We start from the raw sequence: 25,836 nt of genomic DNA, 5'->3' as shown, positions 1-25,836 counted from the left end.
TCTAGCACTTACCTTCGTTTAGAGTTAACAATGTAGTGGTTTTGCACATAAAACTTCTCGTTATTTAATAATTTAACTGTCACTGACTTCAACAGTAATATGACTAGTACGCTTCAAAATTTTTGCCGCACGACCCTTCGCTCGCGCTCTAAAACGCTTATGCGTTGGACCATCATCCACACATATTTTTGAAACCTTAAGTTCATCAATATCTGCACCTTCATTATGCTCAGCATTCGCAATTGCAGACTCAAGCACCTTCTTAATTAATACAGCGCCTTTCTTTTGACTGAACTTTAAAATTCCTAATGCGCGATCTACTTTTTGACCACGAACTTGATTTGCCACAAGACGAGCCTTTTGCGGTGCAATTCTTATAAAGGTTAATTTAGCTGAAACTTCCATTACGATTATGCCTTACGATCTCCAGAATGACCTTTAAATGTACGTGTGATTGCAAACTCACCCAACTTATGGCCTACCATATTTTCACTTATTAAAACTGGTACATGTACACGGCCGTTATGCACACCAATGGTTAAACCCACCATATCGGGCACAACTAAAGATCGTCGCGACCAAGTTTTAATTGGCTTGCGATCATTATTGGCTGCTGCCACTTCAACCTTCTTCATCAAGTGATGATCTATATAAGGTCCTTTACGTAACGATCTTGGCATTTGTCTATCTCTATAAATATTTAGTTATTTCTTGTACGTCTATTTCTTACGCTTTACTTTTTATTTCGGCGACGCACAATTAAACGATCCGTTCGATGATTCTTTCTAGTCTTATAACCTTTAGTTGGCATCGCCCACGGAGACACTGGATGTCTACCACCTGACGTTCTACCCTCACCACCACCATGTGGGTGATCAACTGGATTCATCGCAACACCACGAACGGTTGGACGCACACCTCGCCAACGCTTGGCACCCGCTTTACCTAACTTACGTAAATTATGTTCTGCGTTACCTACCTCACCGATCGTCGCACGACACTCAGATAAAATTTTGCGCATTTCACCAGAACGTAAACGCAAGGTTGCATAGTTACCTTCGCGGGCAATAATTTGAATGGCAGCACCTGCGCTTCTACCAATCTGCGCACCTTTACCAGGCTTCATCTCAATGTTATGAACAATAGTTCCCACTGGTATGTTGCGAATCTGCGATGTATTGCCAACCTTAATTGGAACTTGAACACCTGAAACTACCTCATCATTTACCTGCAGACCCTTAGGCGCAATGATGTAGCGACGCTCACCATCTGCATATTTCAATAATGCGATATGCGCACTTCGATTTGGGTCATACTCTAATCTTTCAACTTTCGCTGCTATTTCATCTTTATTGCGTTTGAAATCAACAATGCGATAACGCTGTTTATGGCCACCACCACGATGCCTTGTGGTAATTCGACCATTATTATTTCTACCACCCGTTCTACGCTTTTCATCCAAAAGCGGCTTATAAGGTCCATCCTGATATAAACCAGGTGTAGTGACCTTAACTACAAATCTGCGTCCTGGTGAAGTTGGTTTTGCTTTCTGTAATGCCATAACGTTAGTTCTTTATTTACTCAAATCCACCAAAATCAATATCGTGGCCAGCCTCTAGTGTCACTATTGCTTTTTTCCAATCCGAACGTTTACCAGCTCGCTGACCAAAACGTTTCTTCTTACCATTCATATTTATGGTATTCACCGCAGCAACTTTAACGTCGAACAACTTTTCAACTGCTTTTTTAATTTCTGGTTTTTTTGCGCCACGAATCACTTTAAAAACATGCTGATTATTTTTATCAGCTGCAATAGAAGTCTTTTCTGAGATATGTGGACCAAGTAAAACGGTCAATAGACGTTCTTGATTCATTGCAACCACTCCTCGATAGCGCCTAGAGCATCTTTGGTGACAATTACATGCTCATACTTAACTAAACTAACAGGGTCTAAACCGCCAATTTCAGTTACATCCACATGCGGCAAATTACGCACTGACAAATATAAATTTTTATCTGCTTCTTCAGTAATAATTAATGCAGAAGTAACAGAAAGTTTACCCAAAAGCTCTAAAGCTTGTTTTGTCTTTGGCTCGGTTACTGCGAATGCATCAACAACTTGCATTCGGTCTTGACGAACCAATTGAGAAAATATTGATGCGTAGGCTGCACGCACCATTTTTTTATTTAATTTTTGCTTATAGTTTCTTGGTCTAGCTGCAAAGGTAACACCACCTGAACGCCAGATTGGACTGCTTGATGTACCCGCACGAGCACGGCCGGTACCTTTTTGACGCCACGGCTTTGCGCCACCACCTCTTACATCGCTGCGGCTTTTATTTGCTTTAGTACCTTGGCGACCTCCAGCTAGGTATGCCGTGACTGCTTGGTGCACTAAATCTTCGTTATACTCACGTGCAAATATATCATCTGACACATTTACAGTAGCTTTAGAGTTAGCAAGTGATAGTTTCATGATAATTTCTTAAGACTCTGGTTATTCTTCTGTGCTGGCAACCGCATCTTGTGCTGCTGTTTCTTGCTCGTTAACTGGTTCTTCATCAGTAGGAAGATTGATTTCACTTGCTACAACAGGCTTAACAATTACATCACCACCTGGTGCACCGGGAACTGCGCCTTTAATTAGTAACAAATCTTTTTCGGTATCAATCTGAACGACTTCTAAATTTTTTGTGGTCACACGCTCGCTACCCATGTGGCCGGCCATTTTTTTACCTTTGAATACACGGCCTGGATCTTGACATTGACCCGTTGAACCGTGTGCACGATGCGAAATTGAATTGCCGTGCGTTGCATCTTGCATATGAAAGTTATGACGTTTTACTGGACCAGCAAATCCTTTACCTTTACTTACTCCTGCAACGGAAACTTTTTGTCCAACCGAAAATAATGCTGCATTTATTTCTGTTCCCACTTTTAGCCCATCATATGCATTGGCAGCTGGAGTGGCCTCTAATCTAAATTCGCTTAAGCCTCGTCCGGCTTTAACTCCTGTTTTTGCATACTGACCAGAAATAGGTTTATTTATTCTTGAAGGTTTTTTGTCTCCATACGTCACTTGTACAGCATGATAGCCATCCGTTTCTGGTGTACGCACTTGCGTAATTCTATTAGCAGGCGCATGCACTACTGTCACTGGCACCGATACACCCGCTTCTGTAAAGACGCGCGTCATACCTACTTTTTTACCTATTAAACCTAATGACATAATTTTGTATTACTTGCCTAATTTATCTTGCCTATTAATTTTGGCCCAAGCTTATGAAGCCGAACATATGCTCTGAACACATATTCAAGAATCATGGTTGTTAATGATTTCCCTATTCCTGGATAACCAAGGCCCGGCATGAGTTACCTCATAGCCGGGCCGTAGTAAGCCGTGCATTATCACAAAAATCAGCGTGTTAGAAAACCATTTTCTCTACTCAATAAGCTATATTTTCTCAATATTTTCGTACTATTTTCGGTGTTATTACCGTCTATTCTTGATTGTGTCAAAAGACCGCTTAATTCAGCTTAATTTGCACATCTACACCTGCTGCTAAATCCAGCTTCATTAGCGCGTCTACCGTTTTATCCGTAGGCTCAACAATGTCCATGATGCGTTTATGTGTACGAATTTCATACTGATCCCGAGCGTTTTTATCCACGTGTGGAGAAATCAGGATCGTAAAGCGTTCCTTTTTTGTGGGTAACGGAATCGGCCCTTTTACCCTCGCACCAGTTCGCTTAGCCGTTTCAACGATCTCGGTCGCTGAGCGATCAATCAGTCTGTGATCAAACGCTTTCAAGCGTATACGTATTATTTGTCCTGCTGCCATGCTCTTTACTCTTCGGTTTTAATGAATACTCTAATTTAACGTTTTTGCAAACAATCTCTATTCAATGATCCTTACTCAATAATTTTGGCCACGACACCAGCACCTACGGTACGCCCACCTTCACGGATCGCAAAGCGTAAGCCTTCGTCCATCGCAATCGGGGCAATCATGGTCACGGTCATTTGTACGTTATCACCCGGCATGACCATCTCGGTCCCTGCAGGAAGTTCACATGCGCCGGTCACGTCGGTAGTTCTGAAGTAGAACTGGGGACGATAGCCGTTGAAGAATGGGGTATGACGCCCACCTTCTTCTTTGCTCAAAATGTAGATTTCCGCTTCGAATTTGGTGTGAGGATTGATGCTACCAGGCTTACACAGCACTTGCCCGCGTTCCACTTCTTCACGCTTGGTGCCACGTAGTAATACCCCTACGTTGTCACCCGCTTCTCCACGATCCAGTAGTTTGCGGAACATTTCCACGCCGGTACAGGTGGTCTTGGCGGTCTCTTTGATGCCTACAATCTCAATTTCATCCCCTACATTCACTACACCACGCTCAATACGACCGGTTACTACGGTGCCACGTCCTGAGATGGAGAATACGTCTTCCACCGGCATGAGGTAGTCACCTTCGATCGCACGCACTGGTTCTGGAATGAAAGCATCCATTTCTTCTACGAGTTTGATAATCGACGGTACACCGATATCGGAGGTGTCGCCTTCTAGGGCCTTAAGCGCTGATCCGATCACAATCGGAGTGTCGTCGCCTGGGAATTCGTAGGTAGAGAGTAGATCTCGGATTTCCATTTCTACTAATTCAAGTAATTCGGCGTCATCCACTTGATCGGCTTTGTTCATGTATACCAGGATGTACGGTACACCGACTTGTCGTGCAAGAAGGATGTGCTCACGCGTTTGTGGCATCGGGCCGTCGGCAGCACTGCATACCAAAATCGCTCCGTCCATTTGCGCTGCACCGGTAATCATGTTCTTTACGTAATCCGCGTGTCCCGGACAATCTACGTGTGCATAGTGGCGATTCGTGCTTTCGTATTCTACGTGAGCCGTTGCAATGGTGATGCCGCGCTCGCGCTCTTCCGGAGCATTGTCAATCTGATCATAGGCTTTGAATTCGCCACCTTGGGCCTCGGCCATCACTTTAGTTAACGCCGCCGTTAAGGTGGTCTTGCCATGGTCTACGTGACCGATCGTGCCCACATTCACATGCGGCTTATTACGCTCAAACTTCTCTTTCGACATTTTCTTTTACCTCACAAAAGATATCTAGATCCATAATTTACAACAAATATTTTACAAACTTATTAAAAATTCTTTTTAATCATACCGTCAGAAAGCTTATTAGGAACTTCTTTATATTTATCAAATTCCATTGAGTAGGTCGCACGACCTTGAGTGGCTGAACGCAAATCCGTCGCATAACCAAACATCTCTGACAATGGCACTTCGGAACGTATCACTTTGCCCGAAGGACTTTCTTCCATTCCACCTACCATGCCTCGGCGACGATTAAGATCACCTACCACATCACCCATGTATTCTTCGGGTGTAACTACTTCCACTTTCATAATCGGCTCTAACAACACAGGATCTGCTTTCTGCATTCCCTCACGAAAACCCATTGAGCCAGCTATTTTAAACGCCACTTCTGATGAGTCCACTTCGTGAAATGAACCATCGTATAAAGTCACTTTGACATCAACAACCGGATAACCAGCGATTACCCCGTTATCCAGCGCCTCTTTTACACCCTTCTCTACGGCAGGTATATATTCACGAGGCACTACACCACCCTTAATCTCATTTACAAATTCAAATCCACCACCCTGTGGCTGTGGCTCAATGCGTAAATACACATGTCCATATTGGCCTTTTCCACCAGACTGTCGCACAAATTTACTTTCATGATCAACACTCGTGCTAATGGATTCACGATACGAAACTTGTGGTGCACCCACATTTGCTTCAACACTAAATTCACGCCTCATGCGGTCAACAATAATATCTAAGTGCAGCTCTCCCATCCCGGAAATTATCGTCTGCCCTGATTCTTCATCCGTCTTCACCCGAAAAGAAGGGTCTTCTTGCGCTAACTTTTGCAACGCAACACCCATCTTTTCTTGATCGGCCACCGTCCTTGGCTCCACCGCAACTGAAATCACCGGCTCAGGAAACTCCATACGTTCTAACTTGATGACATGTTTTGAATCACACAGCGTTTCTCCCGTGGTCACATCTTTTAAACCAACGGCTGCAGCAATATCTCCTGCACGCACCTCTTTAATCTCTTCACGTGAGTTGGCATGCATTTGCAATATTCGCCCTACACGCTCCTTCTTTCCTTTAATGGAGTTATAAACTGAATCTCCAGATTTCATTACACCCGAGTAGACTCTAAAAAAGGTTAAGGCGCCTACATAAGAGTCCGTTGCAATCTTAAAAGCCAACGCAGCAAACGGCTCTTCATCCGAAGACTTTCTTTCAGCCTCCGTTTCCTTACCGTCATCCAAAATACCCTGAATGGCCGGTACATCAATGGGTGACGGCATATAATCAATTACCGCATCCAACATCGCTTGCACGCCTTTATTTTTAAACGCTGAACCGCATAAGGTCGGTACGATTTCGTTGGCTAATGTTCGGTGGCGCAATCCCTTGCGAATATCATCCACTGATAAGGTTCCCTCTTCTAAGTACTTATCCATAATCTCTTCTGAGGACTCGGCTGCAGCTTCTACCATTTCCTCACGCCATTTTTGACATTCTTCCATCATGTCTGGCGGTATTTCTTTCTCTTCAAAGGTGGCACCAAGATCAGCCTCATTCCAATAGACCGCTTTCATCTTGACCAGGTCAACCACACCCTGAAAGTTTTCTTCTGCACCAATCGCTAACTGAATCGGCACCGCATGCGAACCAAGTCGTTCACGAATTTGCTCCACCACGCGCAAAAAATTTGCGCCAGTTCGATCCATCTTATTCACAAATGCCATACGTGGCACATGATACTTATTGGCCTGGCGCCATACCGTTTCCGATTGCGGCTCGACTCCACCTACCGCACAAAAAACAGCGCATGCACCATCCAGCACACGTAATGATCGCTCCACTTCAATAGTAAAATCTACGTGCCCAGGGGTGTCGATAATGTTAATACGGTGCTGGTCGAACTGACCTGCCATTCCGTTCCAAAAACAAGTGGTTGCTGCAGAAGTAATGGTTATTCCGCGCTCTTGCTCTTGCTCCATCCAATCCATGACAGCGGCACCGTCATGAACTTCACCTATTTTGTGCGATATTCCCGTGTAAAAAAGAACACGCTCTGTTGTTGTAGTTTTGCCTGCATCAATGTGCGCCATGATACCGATATTACGGTACCGCGAGATTGGGGTCTTGCGCGCCATGAGAAGATACTACTCACGCTACCAACGATAATGAGAAAAGGCCTTGTTAGCTTCGGCCATGCGTAAAGTTTCTTCACGTTTCTTCATTGCTGAACCTTTTTGTTCAGATGCATCCACTAACTCACCCGCCAACTTGTTAATCATAGATTTCTCACCGCGCTTTTTCGCTGCTTCGATTATCCAGCGCATTGCCAATGTGGTTTGGCGTACTGGGCGAACTTCCACAGGAACTTGGTACGTCGCACCGCCGACACGACGTGATTTTACCTCTACAAAAGGACGCACATTCTCAAGTGCTTTTTTAAATACCTCTAATCCATCCTGCCCGCTTTTACTACTTGCACTATCAAATGCTAAATAAAGAATTTTCTCAGCGGTGGATTTTTTACCGTGCTTCATCAATATATTTACAAATTTAGCAACTAGTAGATCACCAAATTTCGGGTCAGGTAATATTTCTCTTTTTGGTATTTCTCTTCTACGCGACATGGCAACTTACTCTTTATAAATCTTTTCGATTAGTTTAGTTAATGAACGGGAACGGTTCGTGGTTTAAGACTTAGACTTCCCTAAGCTTTAGGTTTTTTAGTACCGTACTTAGAACGGCCTTGCATTCGATCTGACACACCTTGTGTATCCAAACTTCCACGTACGGTGTGATAACGAACACCAGGCAAATCTTTTACACGACCACCGCGAATTAATACTACAGAGTGCTCTTGTAGATTATGCCCCTCACCACCGATATAACTTGTTACTTCAAAGCCATTGGTTAAGCGCACACGTGCGACTTTACGCAATGCTGAGTTAGGCTTCTTAGGAGTAGTGGTATACACACGTGTACATACTCCACGTTTTTGTGGACAGCTTGCCAAGGCAGGAACATTACTTTTTTCCACCTTGCGTTTACGCGGTTTACGTACTAATTGATTCGTTGTTGCCATAAAATTTTCTACTTTAAATTAGCATGGGGCAAAATAAACACAGGCCGATGAAACATCGGCCTGTGTGTAGCCGCGGAATTGTAGAAATCCGCAGCTACACTGTCAAGCAAACCCTTGCTTTAATTATTGAAATACATTGCCTCTTATAGGTTTATACCCATTAAGAACCTGTTTTGATCCCTCTCCTACAATAGCTAGAGCTAATTTAGCCTTCAGCTGAGGGACTCTCTTCTCCTGCGCTACTTGTTTCAGCATTTGCCTCTGCATTAGTCAGCTCTTCTGCCAATGCCTCTTCCATCATCGCTTCTGACGGCATTGCCGTTTTTTCTTGGTCCTCATCAGATGACGCCATGTTCGCCAATGAGTCTAAACGGCGCTTCTCGTGATAAGCCAGACCCGTACCAGATGGAATTAAACGGCCCACAATTACGTTCTCTTTTAGGCCGCGCAACATATCTCTTGAGCCTCTAACCGATGCCTCGGTAAGCACGCGAGTAGTCTCTTGGAATGATGCTGCAGAAATAAACGATTCAGTAACCAAAGATGCTTTAGTAATACCTAACAATACGGGATTATAGGTTGCTGGTTGCTTACCTTCAGCTTCTAATTTGTCATTGATATCTAATAAACGCGATTTTTCAACCTGCTCATTACGCAAGTAATTAGTATCTCCCGGATCAACTATTTCCGCTTTACGCAACATCTGTCTTGAAATAACCTCGATGTGTTTGTCATTAATACCTACGCCTTGAAGTCGGTATACATCTTGTATTTCTTTAACCAAATACTCAGCAAGTGTGGTTACACCCAATAAGCGCAAAATATCATGTGGGTTAAGTTCGCCGTCAACAACAACTTCACCTTTTTCAACATGCTCACCCTCGAACACATTGATTTGTCTCCACTTAGGAATCAACACTTCAGTTGACTCACCTTCTTCATCAGTTACAACTAAACGTTCTTTACCTTTTGTATCCTTACCAAAACTTACCGTTCCGGTTTGTTCTGCTAATACCGCTGGCTCTTTCGGTTTACGCGCTTCAAACAAATCAGCAACACGTGGAAGACCACCGGTAATATCACGAGTCTTAGAAGATTCTTGTGGAATGCGCGCAATCACATCACCCACATCCACTGAATTACCGTCTTGCAAATTAACCAATGCGCCTGGCGGCAAAATATATTGCGCTGGAATCTCAGTACCTGTGAAGGTTAGAGGTTCGCCATTCTTATCTAATAAATTAAGTGAAGGTCGCAAGTCTTTACCCGCAGCAGGGCGACTCTTTGGATCTGAAATTACGGTGGAACTTAAACCGGTTACTTCATCTGTAAATGATTCAACCGTCACGCCTTCAGCAAAGTCCGTAAGATGAACTTGGCCCGCAACCTCGGTAATGATCGGATGGGTGTGCGGATCCCAAGTCGCTACAACTTGTCCCGATGTAACACTATCACCATCATTTACAGAAATGGTTGCCCCATAGGAAATCTTATAACGCTCTCTTTCACGACCTTGGTCATCGATAATACCGATTTCACCGGAACGCGATACCGCAACATTGTGGCCATTTTTATGTTGCACAAGTTTAATATTGTGCATACGTATCGTACCGGTAGATTTAATCGTGATATCACTTGCAGAGGCTGCACGACTCGCCGCACCACCAATATGGAAAGTACGCATGGTTAACTGTGTGCCAGGCTCACCAATCGATTGCGCTGCAATTACACCAACTGACTCACCCATATTTATTAGATGTCCACGTGCAAGGTCGCGACCATAACACGATGCACAAACACCATAACGTGTATCACAAGTTATAGGGGTGCGCACCTTAACTTCGTCAATACCAATTTCTTCAAACCTATCTACCCATGCTTCGTCCAAGAATGTTCCAGCTGGTACCGCTACTTTGCCTTTAACATCCATCACATCTTCTGCAGTCACCCTTCCAAGCACCCTGCTAGGTAAAGTCTGCACTACGTCGCCACCCTCAATAATTGGAGTAAGTAACAAACCATTTGTTGTCTCGCAATCATCTTCAGTAACTACTAAATCTTGCGAAACATCGACCAAACGACGTGTCAGGTATCCAGAGTTAGCCGTTTTAAGAGCAGTATCGGCTAAGCCTTTACGCGCACCGTGTGTTGAGATGAAGTATTGCAATACATTCAATCCTTCACGGAAGTTCGCAGTTATCGGTGTTTCAATAATCGAACCATCAGGTTTTGCCATCAATCCGCGCATACCTGCGAGCTGGCGAATCTGTGCCGGGGAACCCCGCGCTCCAGAGTCAGCCATCATATAAATTGAGTTGAAGGAATCTTGCTTTACAATTTTACCCTCAGCATCTTCCACTTCTTCGTGACCTAAGCTATCCATCATCGCTTTGGCAACTTGATCATTAGTACGTGACCAAATATCAATTACTTTATTATAGCGCTCACCTTTGGTTACTAAACCAGATGAATACTGTGAAGCAATTTCTTTCACTTCATTTTCTGCTTCTGCCAAGATAGTTTGTTTTTCAGAAGGTATGACCATATCATCTGCACAGAACGACACGCCCGAACGCGTTGCAAATTTAAACCCGGTGTACATCAGTTTATCTGCAAATATAACCGTGTCCTTTAATCCTACACGTCGATAACAAGCGTTTAACAAACTTGAAATTGCACGCTTATTCATATCACGATTTACTAATTCGTATTCCAAGCCTTTTGGCAGCACTTGCGACAAAATACCGCGCCCCACTGTAGTCTCTATAATTCTACGAATTGGAGTACCCTTGCCATCCTCATCAATATCATAATCATCAACACGAATTTTCACTTTTGCATGCAAATGAACTTTGCGATTCTCATATGCGCGTTCTGCTTCTTCAACATCTGCAAAAATCATGCCCTCACCCGGAACATTAACTTTTTCACGCGTGAGATAGTAAAGACCCAATACAATATCTTGAGACGGAACAATAATCGGTTCACCATTCGCAGGTGACAGAATATTATTGGTAGACATCATTAATGCGCGAGCTTCAAGCTGAGCTTCTATAGATAACGGCACGTGCACAGCCATTTGGTCGCCATCAAAATCAGCATTAAATGCCGCACATACTAGAGGGTGCAATTGAATTGCTTTTCCTTCAATAAGAGTCGGCTCAAATGCTTGAATGCCTAATCTATGTAGCGTTGGTGCACGATTAAGCATCACTGGATGCTCACGAATCACTTCTTCTAGAATATCCCAAACTTCAGGACCTTCTTTTTCTACGACTTTTTTACATGCCTTAATGGTAGGCGAAATACCACGCATGTGTAATTTACTAAAGATAAATGGCTTAAATAATTCCAACGCCATTTTTTTCGGTAGCCCACACTGTTGCAAGCGTAAGGTTGGCCCTACAACAATTACTGAACGACCCGAATAGTCAACACGTTTGCCTAATAAGTTTTGACGGAAACGACCTTGCTTACCTTTTATCATATCGGCAAGAGATTTCAGTGCGCGCTTATTGGTGCCGGTAATGGCGCGACCGCGACGACCATTATCTAACAATGCATCAATCGCCTCCTGCAACATGCGTTTTTCATTGCGCACGATAATGTCAGGAGCATTTAACTCCAATAACCTTTTTAAACGATTATTACGGTTAATAGCGCGACGATATAAATCATTCAAATCTGAAGTCGCAAAGCGACCGCCATCCAAAGGTACCAATGGACGTAAATCTGGCGGCAATACTGGTAATACGGTTAATACCATCCACTCAGGCTTATTACCTGATTCTAGTAGCGACTCAACTAACTTAATACGCTTAGACAAGCGCTTAAGTTTCGCCTCCGAGCGCGTTTCTTTTATTTCATCACGCAGCTCAACAACCTGCTCTTCCAAATTAACTTGCTTAAGCATGTCTAGAATCGCTTCTGCACCCATACGCGCATCGAACTCATCACCATACTCTTCAATCGCTTCAAGGAAGGTGTCATCAGAAAGAAGCTGCTTGTGCTCAAGACCTGTCATACCAGGGTCAACCACCACAAATGCTTCAAAATAAAGAATGCGCTCTACGTCACGTAAGGTCATATCCAACAAAAGACCAATACGCGAAGGCAGAGATTTCAAAAACCAAATATGCGCAACAGGACTGGCTAATTCAATGTGGCCCATGCGCTCACGTCGCACTTTAGTAAGCGTTACTTCAACACCACATTTTTCACATACCACGCCACGATGTTTAAGACGCTTATACTTACCACATAAACATTCATAGTCTTTATTAGGACCAAATATTTTTGCGCAAAACAAACCATCACGTTCAGGTTTGAAAGTTCGGTAGTTTATCGTCTCTGGCTTTTTAACTTCTCCATACGACCATGAACGAATCATGTCAGGCGAAGCTAAGCCAATACGAATCGAATCAAAATCTTCTACCTGACCTTGATTCTTTAATAAACTAAGTAAGTCTTTCATTACATCTCCAGTAACTACGTCTTTAATGCAATCTTAGTTGCAACTTAAATAACAAATACTTTTAAACTTTATCGTTAAAACTTTTCTTGCTCAAAGTCTATATTCAATCCAAGAGAACGAATCTCTTTCATCAATACATTAAACGATTCTGGCATACCGGCATCCATACTATGATTACCGTCAACAATATTCTTATACATCTTGTTTCGACCGGTAACGTCATCCGACTTAACCGTTAGCATTTCCTGCAAGGTGTAAGAAGCGCCATAGGCCTCAAGCGCCCAGACTTCCATTTCTCCGAATCGCTGACCACCAAACTGTGCTTTACCGCCAAGAGGCTGTTGTGTAACCAAGCTATAAGGACCGGTTGAACGTGCATGCATCTTGTCATCAACCAAGTGATTCAATTTCAACATATGCATGTAACCAACCGTTACTTTGCGCTCAAACGATTCTCCTGTACGCCCATCCCACAAAAGGGTTTGACCATCTTCAGGCAGATCAGCAAGTTTCAGCATGCGTTTAATTTCTGATTCTTGCGCACCATCAAATACTGGGGTAGCCATTGGTACACCAGTACGCAAGTTATTCGACATGTTCATGATTTCATCATCATTGAATTCATTAAGATCTACGGATATACCTTCATCTTTATTGTAGATTTCATCCAGGAATGAGCGCAGCTGTTGCACATCTCCATTCTTCTTCAGCATGCCATCAATCTTCAAGCCCAAGCCTTTAGCCGCCCAACCCAAATGTATCTCTAGAACCTGACCGACGTTCATTCGTGAAGGAACACCTAATGGATTCAATACAATATCTACTGGCGTACCATCTTCTGTATGCGGCATGTCTTCGACCGGTACAATCATAGAAACAACACCCTTGTTTCCATGGCGGCCCGCCATCTTGTCGCCTGGTTGCATGCGACGTTTTACCGCAATATAAACCTTAACCATCTTTAACACGCCTGGCGCTAAATCATCACCTTGAGTGATTTTTTCCTTCTTAGCTAATAAGCGTTGGTCAAATGATTCGCGCTGTTCTTTTAACTGCGTAGCAAGCTTTTCTAATTGAGCATTTACATCTTCATTCTGCATGCGAATTTCAAACCATCGCTCACGCTCTAGACCATCTAGATACGCCTTAGTTACTTTAGAACCTGCAGCCAATTCATCTGGTCCACCATCCGTTACTTTATTAGTAATTAAACGCTCAATACGCGAATAAATGTCAGCCTCATAAATACGTAATTGGTCATTTAGATCTTTACGTACTTGCTCAACTTCTGCTTCTTCAATTTGCAAGGCACGCTTATCTTTTTCTACGCCGTCACGAGTAAATACTCGCACATCAATTACCGTACCTTCCATACCAGACTTCACGCGTAATGAAGTATCTTTTACATCAGAAGCCTTCTCACCAAAAATAGCCCTTAGAAGCTTTTCTTCAGGAGTAAGCTGCGTCTCACCCTTAGGGGTAACCTTGCCTACCAATATATCACTTGGCTTTACTTCAGCACCTACATAAACTATTCCCGAGTCATCCAACTTGGCTAACAAGTTTTCACTCACATTTGGAATATCTGCTGTAACTTCTTCGGAGCCAAGCTTGGTATCACGAGCCACACACGTCAGCTCTTCAATATGAATTGTTGTAAAACGGTCTTCTTCAACTACACGCTCTGAAATAAGAATCGAATCTTCAAAGTTGTATCCATTCCATGGCATGAACGCAACCAACGCATTTTGGCCTAAAGCCAACTCGCCTAAATCTGTTGATGGTCCGTCTGCTAATACATCGCCACGCGCAATTACATCACCCGGGCGCACCAAAGGTTTTTGATTAATACATGTGTTTTGGTTTGAACGAATATATTTAGTGAGATTGTAAATATCTACGCCAGGCTCACCCGCTTCTGTTTCTTTATCATTAACGCGAACCACGATACGGCCAGCATCAACCGAATCCACAACTCCACCGCGGCGTGAAGATAATGCTGCGCCTGAATCGATCGCAACTGCACGCTCAATACCGGTTCCAACCAGTGGTTTTTCTGCGCGCAATGTGGGCACCGCTTGGCGTTGCATATTTGAACCCATTAATGCACGGTTCGCATCATCGTGCTCCAAGAATGGAATCAATGCTGCTGCTACCGAAACAATCTGTTTCGGCGATACATCCATGTATTCCACTTTTTCAGTGGTCGCTAATGAAAATTCATTTAAGTGTCTTACCGACGCCAATTCATTTACAAATTTACCTTTTTCATCTAACGGCGCATTGGCTTGCGCAATGGTAAACTGACTTTCTTCAATTGCAGAAAGGTATTCAATTTCATCGGTAACCTTGCCGTTAATTACTTTGCGATAAGGTGTCTCCAAGAAACCATAGTCATTAGTACGTGCAAAAATGGCTAGCGAATTAATTAATCCAATATTTGGACCTTCAGGAGTTTCAATCGGACATACCCGACCATAATGAGTTGGATGTACGTCACGCACTTCAAAACCTGCTCGCTCACGTGTTAATCCGCCTGGGCCTAATGCTGAAATACGACGCTTGTGGGTGATTTCAGATAATGGATTGTTTTGATCCATAAATTGCGACAACTGACTAGAACCGAAAAATTCTTTAATCGCTGCTGCAACTGGCTTAGCATTAATCATTTCCTGAGGCATTAAACCTTCAGACTCTGCCAAGGTTAAACGCTCTTTAACGGCACGCTCAACACGCACTAAACCAACACGGAAAGCATTTTCTGCCATTTCACCTACGCACCGCACACGTCGGTTACCAAGGTGATCGATATCATCAACAATGCCATTACCATTACGGATATCAATCAGCACTTTCATGACATCTAAGATGTCGTCATTATTTAAAATACCTGACCCTGTTTGCTCTTCACGTCCAACGCGTCGATTAAACTTCATTCGACCTACAGGCGATAAGTCATAACGTTCTGGCGCAAAGAATAAATTCTGAAATAAATTTTGCGCAGCCTCTTTAGTCGGCGGCTCGCCAGGACGCATCATGCGATAGATTTCCACCATCGCTTCTAATGCATTACTAGAAGGATCAATGCCTATCGTTGATGAGATATATGGTCCTCTATCAATGTCATTGGTATACAACAACTCCAACACATCAACAGATGACTCTAGAATCTTTTCAATATTTTCTTCAGTTAATTCATCATTTGCTTTACAAACTAACTCGCCAGTATCGGTATCAACTAAATCTTTCGCTAAAAATTTATTTAATAAGTATTCAACCGGCACTTCCAAAGTTTTTATATTTGCCTTTTCAATCTTACGCACATGACGCACAGTAATCCGACGACCCGCCTCAACAATTACTTTCCCGCCAGCTTTAATATCAAGCGGTGCAATTTCACCACGTAGTCGCTCTGGTATTAAATCAAGAATGAACCCTTTATCCGTAATATTTACGGTATTAGTTTCAAAGAACATCGATAGAATTTCTTCGCTACTGTAACCAATCGCACGCAACAGGATAGATGCAGGTAGTTTTCGACGTCGATCGATGCGTACAAACAAGCAATCTTTATGGTCAAATTCAAAGTCCAACCATGAGCCACGGTATGGAATCACTCGAGCAGAGTATAAAAGCTTGCCTGAAGAGTGCGTCTTACCTTTGTCGTGATCAAAGAACACTCCTGGAGAACGATGCAACTGAGAAACAATTACCCGTTCTGTGCCATTAATAACAAACGCACCGGTGTCCGTCATAAGCGGCAATTCGCCCATGTACACTTCTTGCTCTTTTACATCTTTAACCTTCTTAGCACTTGCAGGCGCATCTTTATCATAGATAACAAGACGCAACAGCACCTTCAAAGGAGCACTATAAGTCAATCCACGCAGCTGGCATTCCTTTACCTCAAACGCCGGCTCTTCTAAACGATAACTTACATACTGCAGTTCAACATTACCGGAATAACTTATGATTGGAAAAATGGAGCCAAACGCACCATTCAAGCCAGAAGTCTGACGATCTTCTTTCGTAGCATCTTCTTGCAAAAACCGGCGATAGGAAGCCAGTTGTATTTGCAACATATATGGAACAGCTAAGATTTCAGGACGTTTGCCAAAATCTTTGCGAATTCTTTTCTTCTCGGTATAGCTATACGCCATGGAATTACCCCGTGGTCAAAATGCAGACACAAATATAACCAAACAACGCATGAATACGTTGTTTGGCAAAATTAAACACTAACGCTAGTAGCAACTACTTGAGCTCTACAGCTGCGCCAGCCTCTTCCAATTGCTTTTTGATATCTTCAGCTTCGTCTTTCGTTGCTGCTTCCTTAACAGTTGAAGGCGCACCTTCTACCATTTCTTTTGCTTCTTTCAAGCCAAGACCAGTAACTGCACGAACGACTTTAATGACAGCAACTTTGTTGCCACCAAAACTACTCATTACAACATCAAACTCAGTCTTCTCTTCTGCTGCTGCACCGGCGTCACCGCCAGCTGCAGGTGCTGCTGCTACAGCTGCTGCTGCAGATACACCAAACTTTTCTTCCATAGCAGAGATTAGATCTACCACTTCCATTACGCTCATTTCTGAAATCGTCTCAAGTATGTCTTCTTTTGAAACAGCCATTTTCTACTCCTAAATTAAAAATAATTACCCAAATCAATAACGCTTAAAACTTAACTTTAACCATTAATCAGCAGATTGCTTTTGATCTCTCACCGCAGCAATAGTCCGAACCAGTTTTCCATGCGGCTCATTAAGAGTACGCACAAATTTCTCAACTGGCGCTTTCATAACAGCCATAAGCAAACTAATTGCCTGATCTTTAGTTGGTAAGCTAGATAACTTCGTTAGTTCTGAAACATCTAATAACTCTCCACCAATGGAGATCATCTTTACCGCAAGCAAATCGTTTTGTTTCGCAAAATCTTTCACAAGTCTTGCCGCAGAACCGGGGTCTTCTTGCGAAAACGCCAACACTAGCGGACCAACCAAACCATCGCGCATACACTCATATGGCGTACCTTCTAAGGCACGTTTGGCTAGAGTGTTTTTTACGACTTTTAGATAAACGCCTGTTTCACGCGCCTTAGCACGCAATTCAGTTAGTTCACCAACGGTTAGTCCACGGTATTCTGCTGCGATAGCAGAATGCGCATCAGCTGCAACTTGCGAGACTTCGGATACGATCGCCTGCTTTTGTTCAAGTTGTAAGGCCACAATGGGGTCCTCTGAGTTAACAATACACACAAGGTGTTTATAAAAACATGAATGCGATTTAGCCTTTTCAAAAGACCAATCAATGCATTCCCCTTACAGTGCAACCAACTCAGGAATTTATGTTCCTGATTTGGGGTACACAGTCTACGCAGGCTGAGCCTCCTCATTAAGCAACACCCATATGATGCTGCACCTACGGTCTTGGACGGTTGTTTCTTAATTCAATAATCTAGAAACAACACCCAATTACTTATATATAAAAGCAACTACAGTTACTTTTATATATTTCAATTTCTATCTATGCCAAAGCTGTTTGATCTAAGGTCACGCCTACACCCATGGTAGATGAGATCACAACTTTCTTAATGTATACACCTTTAGCAGAAGATGGTTTGGCTTTTACTAAATCTGCAATTAAGGCTTTTAGGTTCTCTTCAAGTTTCTGTACTTCAAATTGCACACTACCTATAGAGCAATGCACAACTCCGCCTTTCTCGGTTTTAAACTGCACTTGACCCGCTTTAGCGTTCTTTACCGCCGTGGCAACATCCGCAGATACAGTGCCTACTTTAGGGTTAGGCATTAAGCCACGCGGGCCGAGAATCTGCCCTAATTGGCCCACAACACGCATCGCATCCGGTGCCGCTATAGCAATATCAAAATCCATCTCACCTTTTTTAACTTGCTCTGCTAAATCTTCTAAACCCACTAGATCTGCACCCGCAGCTTTCGCTGCATCCGCTTGAGCACCTTCCGCAAACACTGCGACACGAACTGTTTTACCTGTGCCATTCGGCAATACTGTTGATCCTCTAACGTTTTGTTCAGATTTTCTAGGGTCAACACCAAGGTTTATACTTACATCAACAGACTCATTAAATTTTGCAGTTGCGCATTCTTTGACTAAGCTAATGCCTTCAGTCGGCATGTAAGACTTTTCCAATTCAACTTTTTCGCGCGCAGCGCGTAAATTTTTTCCTTCTTTTGCCATTACGATACTCCCTCAACGTCTATTCCCATACTTCTAGCACTTCCTGCAATGGTGCGAACGGCTGCATCCATATCGGCAGCAGTGATATCAGGCATTTTTGTCTTCGCAATTTCTTCAAGTTGCGCACGATTTACTTTGCCAACTTTTTCAGTGTTTGGACGGCCACTGCCTTTAGCTAAGCCTGCTGCTTTCTTAAGCAAGATGGCTGCAGGTGGTGTTTTAGTTATAAACGTAAAACTCTTATCGGTATAGACAGTAATTACGACAGGTACTGGCATGCCTTTTTCCATATTTTGAGTTTGCGCGTTAAATGCTTTGCAAAACTCCATAATATTTACGCCATGTTGACCTAGCGCAGGACCCACTGGTGGACTTGGGTTTGCCTCACTCGCAGGAACCTGTAATTTTATGTATGCGTCTACTTTCTTAGCCATTATCTTTTAATTTTCGCTTGTTTATTCATCGGGTTTATTTGCCGAGTAAATTTCTTTTTTAATCTTTCTTTAGCCTTTCTCAACCTGACCAAACTCAAGCTCAACTGGAGTCGATCGACCAAAAATCTGTACTGCAACTAACATGCGACTCTTTTCATAGTTCACTTCTTCAACTACGCCATTAAAATCATTGAATGGCCCATCGGTAACACGTACCACTTCTCCAGGCTCGAATAGAACCTTCGGTTTCGGCGCATCCACACCTTCTTGCATACGCTGCAATATGTTTTGAGCCTCTGCTTCACTTATTGCCGCAGGCTTGTCTGATGAACCGCCAATAAAACCAAGCACTTTTGGACAATCTTTCACTAAGTGCCAACTGTCGTCGTCCATTTCCATTTTTACTAAAACATAACCGGGGAAAAACTTTCGTTCACTGCGACGCTTCTGCCCCTCTCGCATCTCTACCACTTCTTCAACTGGCACCATAATTTCGCCAAACTTTTCCTGCATGCCTAGGCGCTCAATTCTTTCACCTAACGCTCGCTGTACCTGATTTTCAAAACCAGAATACGCATGCACTACATACCATTGCATAGACATCAATAAACTCTTATCAGATTACGTACTGTATTAAAGCCGTTAATATGCGATCAATGATCCATAAAAATAGCGCCAAAAGAATGACTACTACAAATACCACAAGAGTAGTTTGCAAGGTCTCACCTCTCGTTGGCCAAACCATTTTGCGTACCTCAGTACGCGCATCTTTCATAAAACTTGCTAGTGTTCGGCCACGCTCAGTTGTAAACGCAATTATCGCTGCAACTAATACAGCAGCCACTATTCCTAGTACCCGATATAACAACGGATAATCTACGTACACATAAAATGCCGCTAGACCTGCCAGTACAATTGCAGCAGCAATTACCAGCTTAAAGACATCCATGCCGCCTGCAGTTGTTGCTTCAGCTTTTCCAGTCATATCAAAATAATTTACGTGTAGGGGTTACTCGTGATTTAGCTCAGATTTCACACATTATGGCAGGCCAGGAGGGAATCGAACCCCCAACCTGCGGTTTTGGAGACCGCCGCTCTGCCAATTGAGCTACTGGCCTTTAACCGATATACGCCTAGCAATCGCCAAACAAGAAATTATAACGTGTTTATTGACTCAGATTAAATCTATTTTTACGCTATCAGAAGAGATAGGCAGTATGGTTTTTAACCAACCACTCTATCCCTGAAACTATATCTTACTCAATAATTTTGGCCACGACACCAGCACCTACGGTACGCCCACCTTCACGGATCGCAAAGCGTAAGCCTTCGTCCATCGCAATCGGGGCAATCATGGTCACGGTCATTTGTACGTTATCACCCGGCATGACCATCTCGGTCCCTGCAGGAAGTTCACATGCGCCGGTCACGTCGGTAGTTCTGAAGTAGAACTGGGGACGATAGCCGTTGAAGAATGGGGTATGACGCCCACCTTCTTCTTTGCTCAAAATGTAGATTTCCGCTTCGAATTTGGTGTGAGGATTGATGCTACCAGGCTTACACAGCACTTGCCCGCGTTCCACTTCTTCACGCTTGGTGCCACGTAGTAATACCCCTACGTTGTCACCCGCTTCTCCACGATCCAGTAGTTTGCGGAACATTTCCACGCCGGTACAGGTGGTCTTGGCGGTCTCTTTGATGCCTACAATCTCAATTTCATCCCCTACATTCACTACACCACGCTCAATACGACCGGTTACTACGGTGCCACGTCCTGAGATGGAGAATACGTCTTCCACCGGCATGAGGTAGTCACCTTCGATCGCACGCACTGGTTCTGGAATGAAAGCATCCATTTCTTCTACGAGTTTGATAATCGACGGTACACCGATATCGGAGGTGTCGCCTTCTAGGGCCTTAAGCGCTGATCCGATCACAATCGGAGTGTCGTCGCCTGGGAATTCGTAGGTAGAGAGTAGATCTCGGATTTCCATTTCTACTAATTCAAGTAATTCGGCGTCATCCACTTGATCGGCTTTGTTCATGTATACCAGGATGTACGGTACACCGACTTGTCGTGCAAGAAGGATGTGCTCACGCGTTTGTGGCATCGGGCCGTCGGCAGCACTGCATACCAAAATCGCTCCGTCCATTTGCGCTGCACCGGTAATCATGTTCTTTACGTAATCCGCGTGTCCCGGACAATCTACGTGTGCATAGTGGCGATTCGTGCTTTCGTATTCTACGTGAGCCGTTGCAATGGTGATGCCGCGCTCGCGCTCTTCCGGAGCATTGTCAATCTGATCATAGGCTTTGAATTCGCCACCTTGGGCCTCGGCCATCACTTTAGTTAACGCCGCCGTTAAGGTGGTCTTGCCATGGTCTACGTGACCGATCGTGCCCACATTCACATGCGGCTTATTACGCTCAAACTTCTCTTTCGACATTTTCTTTTACCCTCAATTTATTAACTCACCCACTATCTGGGCCTACATTTTTTGAAGTTGTCTTCTTTATTCATGGAGCCCGCAAACAGAATCGAACTGTTGACCTCATCCTTACCATGGATGCGCTCTACCGACTGAGCTATGCGGGCAAATAATTATTGGGCGCAATTGTAAACGCAGAATTTAGTCGTTGCAGCACTATTTATTAGTGCTCTTGGGATAGTTGATGGATATTGGATCATCTTTTATTAGCTTTCGCTGCTGCTAGGCCGTTAGGATAATGAATTCGAAAGTACCCAATAAGAATTATGGAGCGGGTGATCGGGATCGAACCGACATCATCAGCTTGGAAGGCTGGGGTTCTACCATTGAACTACACCCGCAAAAACTAGAAAGCATGACTTTGTCATACTTAATTCGCGCATAGTAGCCATGCGCATGTCTGGTGGAGGGGGCTGGATTCGAACCAACGTACTCAGAGAGAACGGATTTACAGTCCGTCGCCTTTAACCACTCGGCCACCCCTCCATGGTGAAATATTGTGTGTGACTTATCTGTGAACTGTCAATAGTGTGAAGTTCAGCATAGTTCAAACCCAAATATTACGCGGTGGTAGCTTAATGCATTGTTAAGCGAACGTAAAATGATTACGTAACATTCGTAGACTAAGCAGTTAAATACAGATAAGTCACTAACTTGTAATTATTGATGGCCGAGGTCTTACAAATCTGGGTGCTAGAATTCATATATATTGCAGTTGGTGTTTCAACAGCATTTAAAACACTCACATCCTACAAGTACTGTTGTAGATAACTTACAAGAGAATTTTCTACAAACTCAATTCCTAAAGCATGTTTTTGTTCTGCTGTCATAGTGTTTAGCGCAATGACTAAATCTTTTGCAATTGCAGGATGCTTTTTTACAATGCTTATAGACTCAACATACACCTTAATGCCAAATACAATGGTATTTGTGTTCTCTAATCTACGAAAAGTTTGTCGCTCGCTACGCAGATACAGTCGATCTTCAATATTCTCTAGATCGACATTAACCATGCTTTCATACATATCAAAACTATTTGGGAACACGCAAAGATCAGGGCGCGAAAATAAAAACCAATTTGAGCGCTGATAACAATCTTCAACCTTCAAGTTCTTTAAAAAATGGCGAATCATACGGCCAATTTTTTCTTCTAGATTTGCTATAGGAGCATGAATACTTGCAAGTGACTTGCCCATTTTTTCTGCAAGTGTCCACCATGTTGGTGCACAAATAGATGCTGCAACAAGTTTATAATCTTCATCAACCTCCTCTAACAAACAAAAATCGTCTGCCACCAAATAACTTACCAACTCAAGCGGATTATTTTCATAACTTGCGATAATGTAACGTTTATTATTATTTTTGCTTGCAATTTCACCATCAGAGACCACAAATCTAGCTGCATGGTAGCGTTGTATATTATCCAGCAAGATATTCAAGAGCTCTTGTTGCGCCGCAAGACTAGCAGGCACTGCATCCAAGACTTTCTTACCTTGAGCCTTTATAAGATTCTCTTTCTCTTTAATTCTATCAGCGAAATCATCTTCATACTGAATCCATTCAGAACATTCAATAGTGCTCAGACCAAGACGTAATCGCCCTCGCTCACCATTAAAAGGATAGTATTTTGCGACAGACATAGTCGTATTGCCTGTTAGTAAAGATGTTATTATTTTTTCTCAAATGCATAGAACAGCGCATACTTTTTATTAGCGATTTGTACCGCCAATGTATTTTCATTTATAAAAGCAACTCCTTCGTATTCGTCATTCACCGATCCACATTCAATCACTTCAAGCTTGGCACGGTATACATTGTATCGAGGATTAATGAGATCCAAGTAACCAAGATACTCACACCCATCCGAATCATGGCCGGTTAAAACACCTTCTTCATCAATAAAGATAGTACTAGTCAATTGGTCACGATCTGTATAAGACCAATTGCCTTTTAAATATTCCAATGAAGATGACTTATCATAAAGTTCGCTATATGCAACTTTAAGTGCACCAGTATCACCGCCACTAAGCGTTTTAAAATAAGTAGAAATTGTTTTTGGATTTTCCCCATCATCCTCGAACGTTCCTGTAAGGTTCGCCCAATCAAACGGACCACCATCTAACGCAAATAATACATACTTGTTCAGGACATGTTTGCCATCAAACTCTAGCGTTCCCACGCACATCGCTTTTGCATTCAGACTGAATGCGTAGGCTTTATCTTGCAAATGAACAGCAGTGAAATCGTATGGTCCTTTCCCGCGGATATCGAATTCTCCAATCCAGATGCCATCCAATGGAGCGCGAAGTTTAAGTTCAGGATCCTCAGTATCTTTGGTTACGTTAGAAATAACACAACCATTAAGCACTATATATGCACTTAAAATTAGAATTGTAATTTTTAATTTAATTAGTAACATTTTAAATTAAGCGCTTATAATAAAAAATAAGATTTTCTAAAATATAGTCGCAAGAACATCCCCCAAACATCAGCTAAAAATATAATTATTATATTTACTTACTAATACAAGTAATCCAGTATTTTTTTTGCAACAGACCCAGAAACTGGATTCGGAATAACACCAATTTCTGCTGCAACAGCATCCTGATTATATAGAAAATTTTTCATAACTTTATTTTCATATGAATCTAGCGGTAACCCAAATCCTGGAGCAACTTCACCTGTTAATGCAACAATGTGATGTGCCCTCCCTCCTATACCAAAAACTTCATGACAACTTATGCAATTCCCCAGCAACACATTACTTAAATCTGAATCCAAGTCATCAAAGCTATCTAGAGGATTGTTTTTTGTAACTTCAATTGTCTCAAGCATAATTTGCCCATATTGTGATAAGGGCAGTTTAAGATTTGCAGGAAGCGGTTTCTCGAAAAACAAAAAAGGCCCCAAGGACTCTACAAATTGGTGCCTAGGTGCATCTTCAGGAACCCATGAATAAGATTTTTTAGTTCTATAAAATCTTGTAAGCGAATACAAATTTGACACATGATCTAAACCAACAACAATCGCTGGTTTATATTTAGCATAAACACTTAGATCAATAACGAAATATCTTCCTTTTTTATTCTTGAATGTTAAATACATATCGCCATCTTTAGAATGCTCATAACTCAAGAATTTTAAAACATCGAATGCAGAATACGATTCAAGAGGAAATTGATTTAGGTAATAAGGTGTTTGTGAAAAAAAATTCACCAATATATTCCACAACTCCTCATTAATAGGTTTCTTATGAATATAATTTAAATTTGAGTAAAACTCTTCATTAGATACAAGTGGGTCCTGCCACTTTCTCTCAGCACTTAAGAATTGTTGATAATTATTATCTACACCTATACCCAAAACATTTGAAGATATTACGGTTAACTGTGGGCTTGAAATAGAAATATTGCCGTTAGTATTTCGTGGGTAAGGAGTCAACCATGTTGACCATACTGACAGGCCTTTCTCTCTCAATTTAAATGCAGTCTTATTAGAGCCTATAATTACTTCGCGATCATCCGTTGCCCCAACCAGAATAACTAGTGGTGGATGCAGATTATGTACATCAAGCTTATTTACATCTAACTCCCCTGGTCTAAATGAAATTAACAGCGATAATTGCTTACTAACATTTTTATTACCAAAAATTTCTAATAATGCTTCAGACTTTAAATCTGTTATTAAAATTATATTGTCTTGTGGACCCAATCTTTCTACTACCTTACGCAATCTGTTTTCGACACACGTGCTTAAATTTACTGAAAATAATAAACAGTCAGACAAAGTCTCAGACTTGAAATTTAATTTTTTCCAATAACGATTTGTTACTTTTGAAAGCTTCTCCATGTCTTTAGTTAAATATATAGCAACGCCATTCTCTGTATTATCAGAACTCGAATTAACCGCGCCTTGGACTACAAATAAAATAAGAAATACCAAACTTATTCGTAGAAATTTCTGAATACTCATAGTTTTTTTAAAAAGAATAGATTATTTATACGCATAAATA

General features: G+C 42.5%; 23 protein-coding genes and 4 tRNA genes. All 27 read right to left on the bottom strand.

Features of this window, described 5'->3' with window-relative positions:
* Nucleotides 1-72: 72 nt before the first annotated feature.
* Nucleotides 73-405, bottom strand: coding sequence for a 50S ribosomal protein L22 (gene rplV, locus GKR92_00630; protein QMU60275.1), 333 nt, complete (start codon nt 403-405; stop codon nt 73-75).
* Between the two features lie 5 nt (nt 406-410).
* Nucleotides 411-680 (bottom strand): 30S ribosomal protein S19, encoded by a 270-nt coding sequence (gene rpsS, locus GKR92_00625; protein QMU60274.1) that lies wholly within the window; start codon nt 678-680, stop codon nt 411-413.
* 53 nt (nt 681-733) lie between these two features.
* Nucleotides 734-1,561 (bottom strand): 50S ribosomal protein L2, encoded by an 828-nt coding sequence (gene rplB / locus GKR92_00620; GenBank protein QMU60273.1) that lies wholly within the window; start codon nt 1,559-1,561, stop codon nt 734-736.
* Between the two features lie 16 nt (nt 1,562-1,577).
* Complete coding sequence (gene rplW / locus GKR92_00615) at nt 1,578-1,874, bottom strand: 50S ribosomal protein L23 (protein QMU60272.1); 297 nt, start codon at nt 1,872-1,874, stop codon at nt 1,578-1,580.
* Nucleotides 1,871-2,476, bottom strand: a complete 606-nt coding sequence (gene rplD / locus GKR92_00610; protein ID QMU60271.1) for a 50S ribosomal protein L4 — start codon at nt 2,474-2,476, stop codon at nt 1,871-1,873. Before rplD ends, rplW begins: the two co-directional genes overlap by 4 nt.
* A 21-nt stretch (nt 2,477-2,497) precedes the next feature.
* On the bottom strand, nt 2,498-3,229 hold the full coding sequence (rplC, locus tag GKR92_00605) for a 50S ribosomal protein L3 (protein QMU60270.1): 732 nt from the start codon (nt 3,227-3,229) through the stop codon (nt 2,498-2,500).
* A gap of 298 nt (nt 3,230-3,527) precedes the next feature.
* Nucleotides 3,528-3,842, bottom strand: a complete 315-nt coding sequence (gene rpsJ / locus GKR92_00600) for a 30S ribosomal protein S10 (GenBank protein ID QMU60269.1) — start codon at nt 3,840-3,842, stop codon at nt 3,528-3,530.
* 71 nt (nt 3,843-3,913) lie between these two features.
* Complete coding sequence (gene tuf, locus GKR92_00595) at nt 3,914-5,104, bottom strand: elongation factor Tu (GenBank protein ID QMU60268.1); 1,191 nt, start codon at nt 5,102-5,104, stop codon at nt 3,914-3,916.
* A 62-nt stretch (nt 5,105-5,166) separates the two neighbouring features.
* Complete coding sequence (fusA, locus tag GKR92_00590; GenBank protein QMU60267.1) at nt 5,167-7,266, bottom strand: elongation factor G; 2,100 nt, start codon at nt 7,264-7,266, stop codon at nt 5,167-5,169.
* Between the two features lie 18 nt (nt 7,267-7,284).
* Nucleotides 7,285-7,755: a 30S ribosomal protein S7 gene (gene rpsG, locus GKR92_00585; protein QMU60266.1), complete on the bottom strand. Its 471-nt coding sequence runs from the start codon at nt 7,753-7,755 to the stop codon at nt 7,285-7,287.
* Between the two features lie 80 nt (nt 7,756-7,835).
* A complete protein-coding gene (gene rpsL / locus GKR92_00580) occupies nt 7,836-8,210 on the bottom strand; it encodes a 30S ribosomal protein S12 (GenBank protein QMU60265.1) in 375 nt (124 codons plus the stop codon).
* A 205-nt stretch (nt 8,211-8,415) separates the two neighbouring features.
* Complete coding sequence (rpoC, locus tag GKR92_00575) at nt 8,416-12,684, bottom strand: DNA-directed RNA polymerase subunit beta' (GenBank protein ID QMU60264.1); 4,269 nt, start codon at nt 12,682-12,684, stop codon at nt 8,416-8,418.
* Nucleotides 12,685-12,758: 74 nt separating this feature from the next.
* A complete protein-coding gene (rpoB, locus tag GKR92_00570; GenBank protein ID QMU60263.1) occupies nt 12,759-16,844 on the bottom strand; it encodes a DNA-directed RNA polymerase subunit beta in 4,086 nt (1,361 codons plus the stop codon).
* A gap of 94 nt (nt 16,845-16,938) precedes the next feature.
* Nucleotides 16,939-17,316, bottom strand: coding sequence for a 50S ribosomal protein L7/L12 (gene rplL, locus GKR92_00565; GenBank protein ID QMU60262.1), 378 nt, complete (start codon nt 17,314-17,316; stop codon nt 16,939-16,941).
* 63 nt (nt 17,317-17,379) lie between these two features.
* Nucleotides 17,380-17,910, bottom strand: a complete 531-nt coding sequence (gene rplJ / locus GKR92_00560; protein QMU60261.1) for a 50S ribosomal protein L10 — start codon at nt 17,908-17,910, stop codon at nt 17,380-17,382.
* Between the two features lie 298 nt (nt 17,911-18,208).
* Complete coding sequence (gene rplA / locus GKR92_00555; GenBank protein ID QMU60260.1) at nt 18,209-18,901, bottom strand: 50S ribosomal protein L1; 693 nt, start codon at nt 18,899-18,901, stop codon at nt 18,209-18,211.
* On the bottom strand, nt 18,901-19,335 hold the full coding sequence (gene rplK / locus GKR92_00550) for a 50S ribosomal protein L11 (protein QMU60259.1): 435 nt from the start codon (nt 19,333-19,335) through the stop codon (nt 18,901-18,903). Before rplK ends, rplA begins: the two co-directional genes overlap by 1 nt.
* Nucleotides 19,336-19,404: 69 nt before the next feature.
* The gene (gene nusG / locus GKR92_00545; GenBank protein ID QMU60258.1) at nt 19,405-19,938 is read right to left on the bottom strand and encodes a transcription termination/antitermination protein NusG; all 534 of its coding nucleotides are present in this window, start codon (nt 19,936-19,938) and stop codon (nt 19,405-19,407) included.
* Nucleotides 19,939-19,951: 13 nt separating this feature from the next.
* Nucleotides 19,952-20,320: a preprotein translocase subunit SecE gene (gene secE / locus GKR92_00540; protein ID QMU60257.1), complete on the bottom strand. Its 369-nt coding sequence runs from the start codon at nt 20,318-20,320 to the stop codon at nt 19,952-19,954.
* Between the two features lie 57 nt (nt 20,321-20,377).
* Nucleotides 20,378-20,453 (bottom strand) — tRNA-Trp (locus GKR92_00535).
* Between the two features lie 138 nt (nt 20,454-20,591).
* A complete protein-coding gene (gene tuf, locus GKR92_00530) occupies nt 20,592-21,782 on the bottom strand; it encodes an elongation factor Tu (protein ID QMU60256.1) in 1,191 nt (396 codons plus the stop codon).
* 73 nt (nt 21,783-21,855) lie between these two features.
* A tRNA-Thr gene (locus GKR92_00525) sits at nt 21,856-21,931 on the bottom strand.
* 160 nt (nt 21,932-22,091) lie between these two features.
* Nucleotides 22,092-22,165, bottom strand: a tRNA-Gly gene (locus tag GKR92_00520).
* Nucleotides 22,166-22,225: 60 nt separating this feature from the next.
* A tRNA-Tyr gene (locus tag GKR92_00515) sits at nt 22,226-22,310 on the bottom strand.
* 263 nt (nt 22,311-22,573) lie between these two features.
* The gene (locus GKR92_00510) at nt 22,574-23,464 is read right to left on the bottom strand and encodes a DUF3445 domain-containing protein (GenBank protein QMU60255.1); all 891 of its coding nucleotides are present in this window, start codon (nt 23,462-23,464) and stop codon (nt 22,574-22,576) included.
* A gap of 29 nt (nt 23,465-23,493) precedes the next feature.
* Nucleotides 23,494-24,243 carry a hypothetical protein gene (locus GKR92_00505; protein QMU60254.1) on the bottom strand — a complete coding sequence of 250 codons (750 nt, stop codon included), beginning with the start codon at nt 24,241-24,243 and terminating at the stop codon, nt 23,494-23,496.
* A gap of 101 nt (nt 24,244-24,344) precedes the next feature.
* Nucleotides 24,345-25,796 carry a hypothetical protein gene (locus GKR92_00500; GenBank protein ID QMU60253.1) on the bottom strand — a complete coding sequence of 484 codons (1,452 nt, stop codon included), beginning with the start codon at nt 25,794-25,796 and terminating at the stop codon, nt 24,345-24,347.
* Nucleotides 25,797-25,836 lie beyond the last annotated feature (40 nt).

The organism is Gammaproteobacteria bacterium, from assembly GCA_014075255.1.
Taxonomy (GTDB): domain Bacteria; phylum Pseudomonadota; class Gammaproteobacteria; order UBA4575; family UBA4575; genus JABDMD01.
This window is presented reverse-complemented; position numbering and strand designations above follow the sequence as displayed.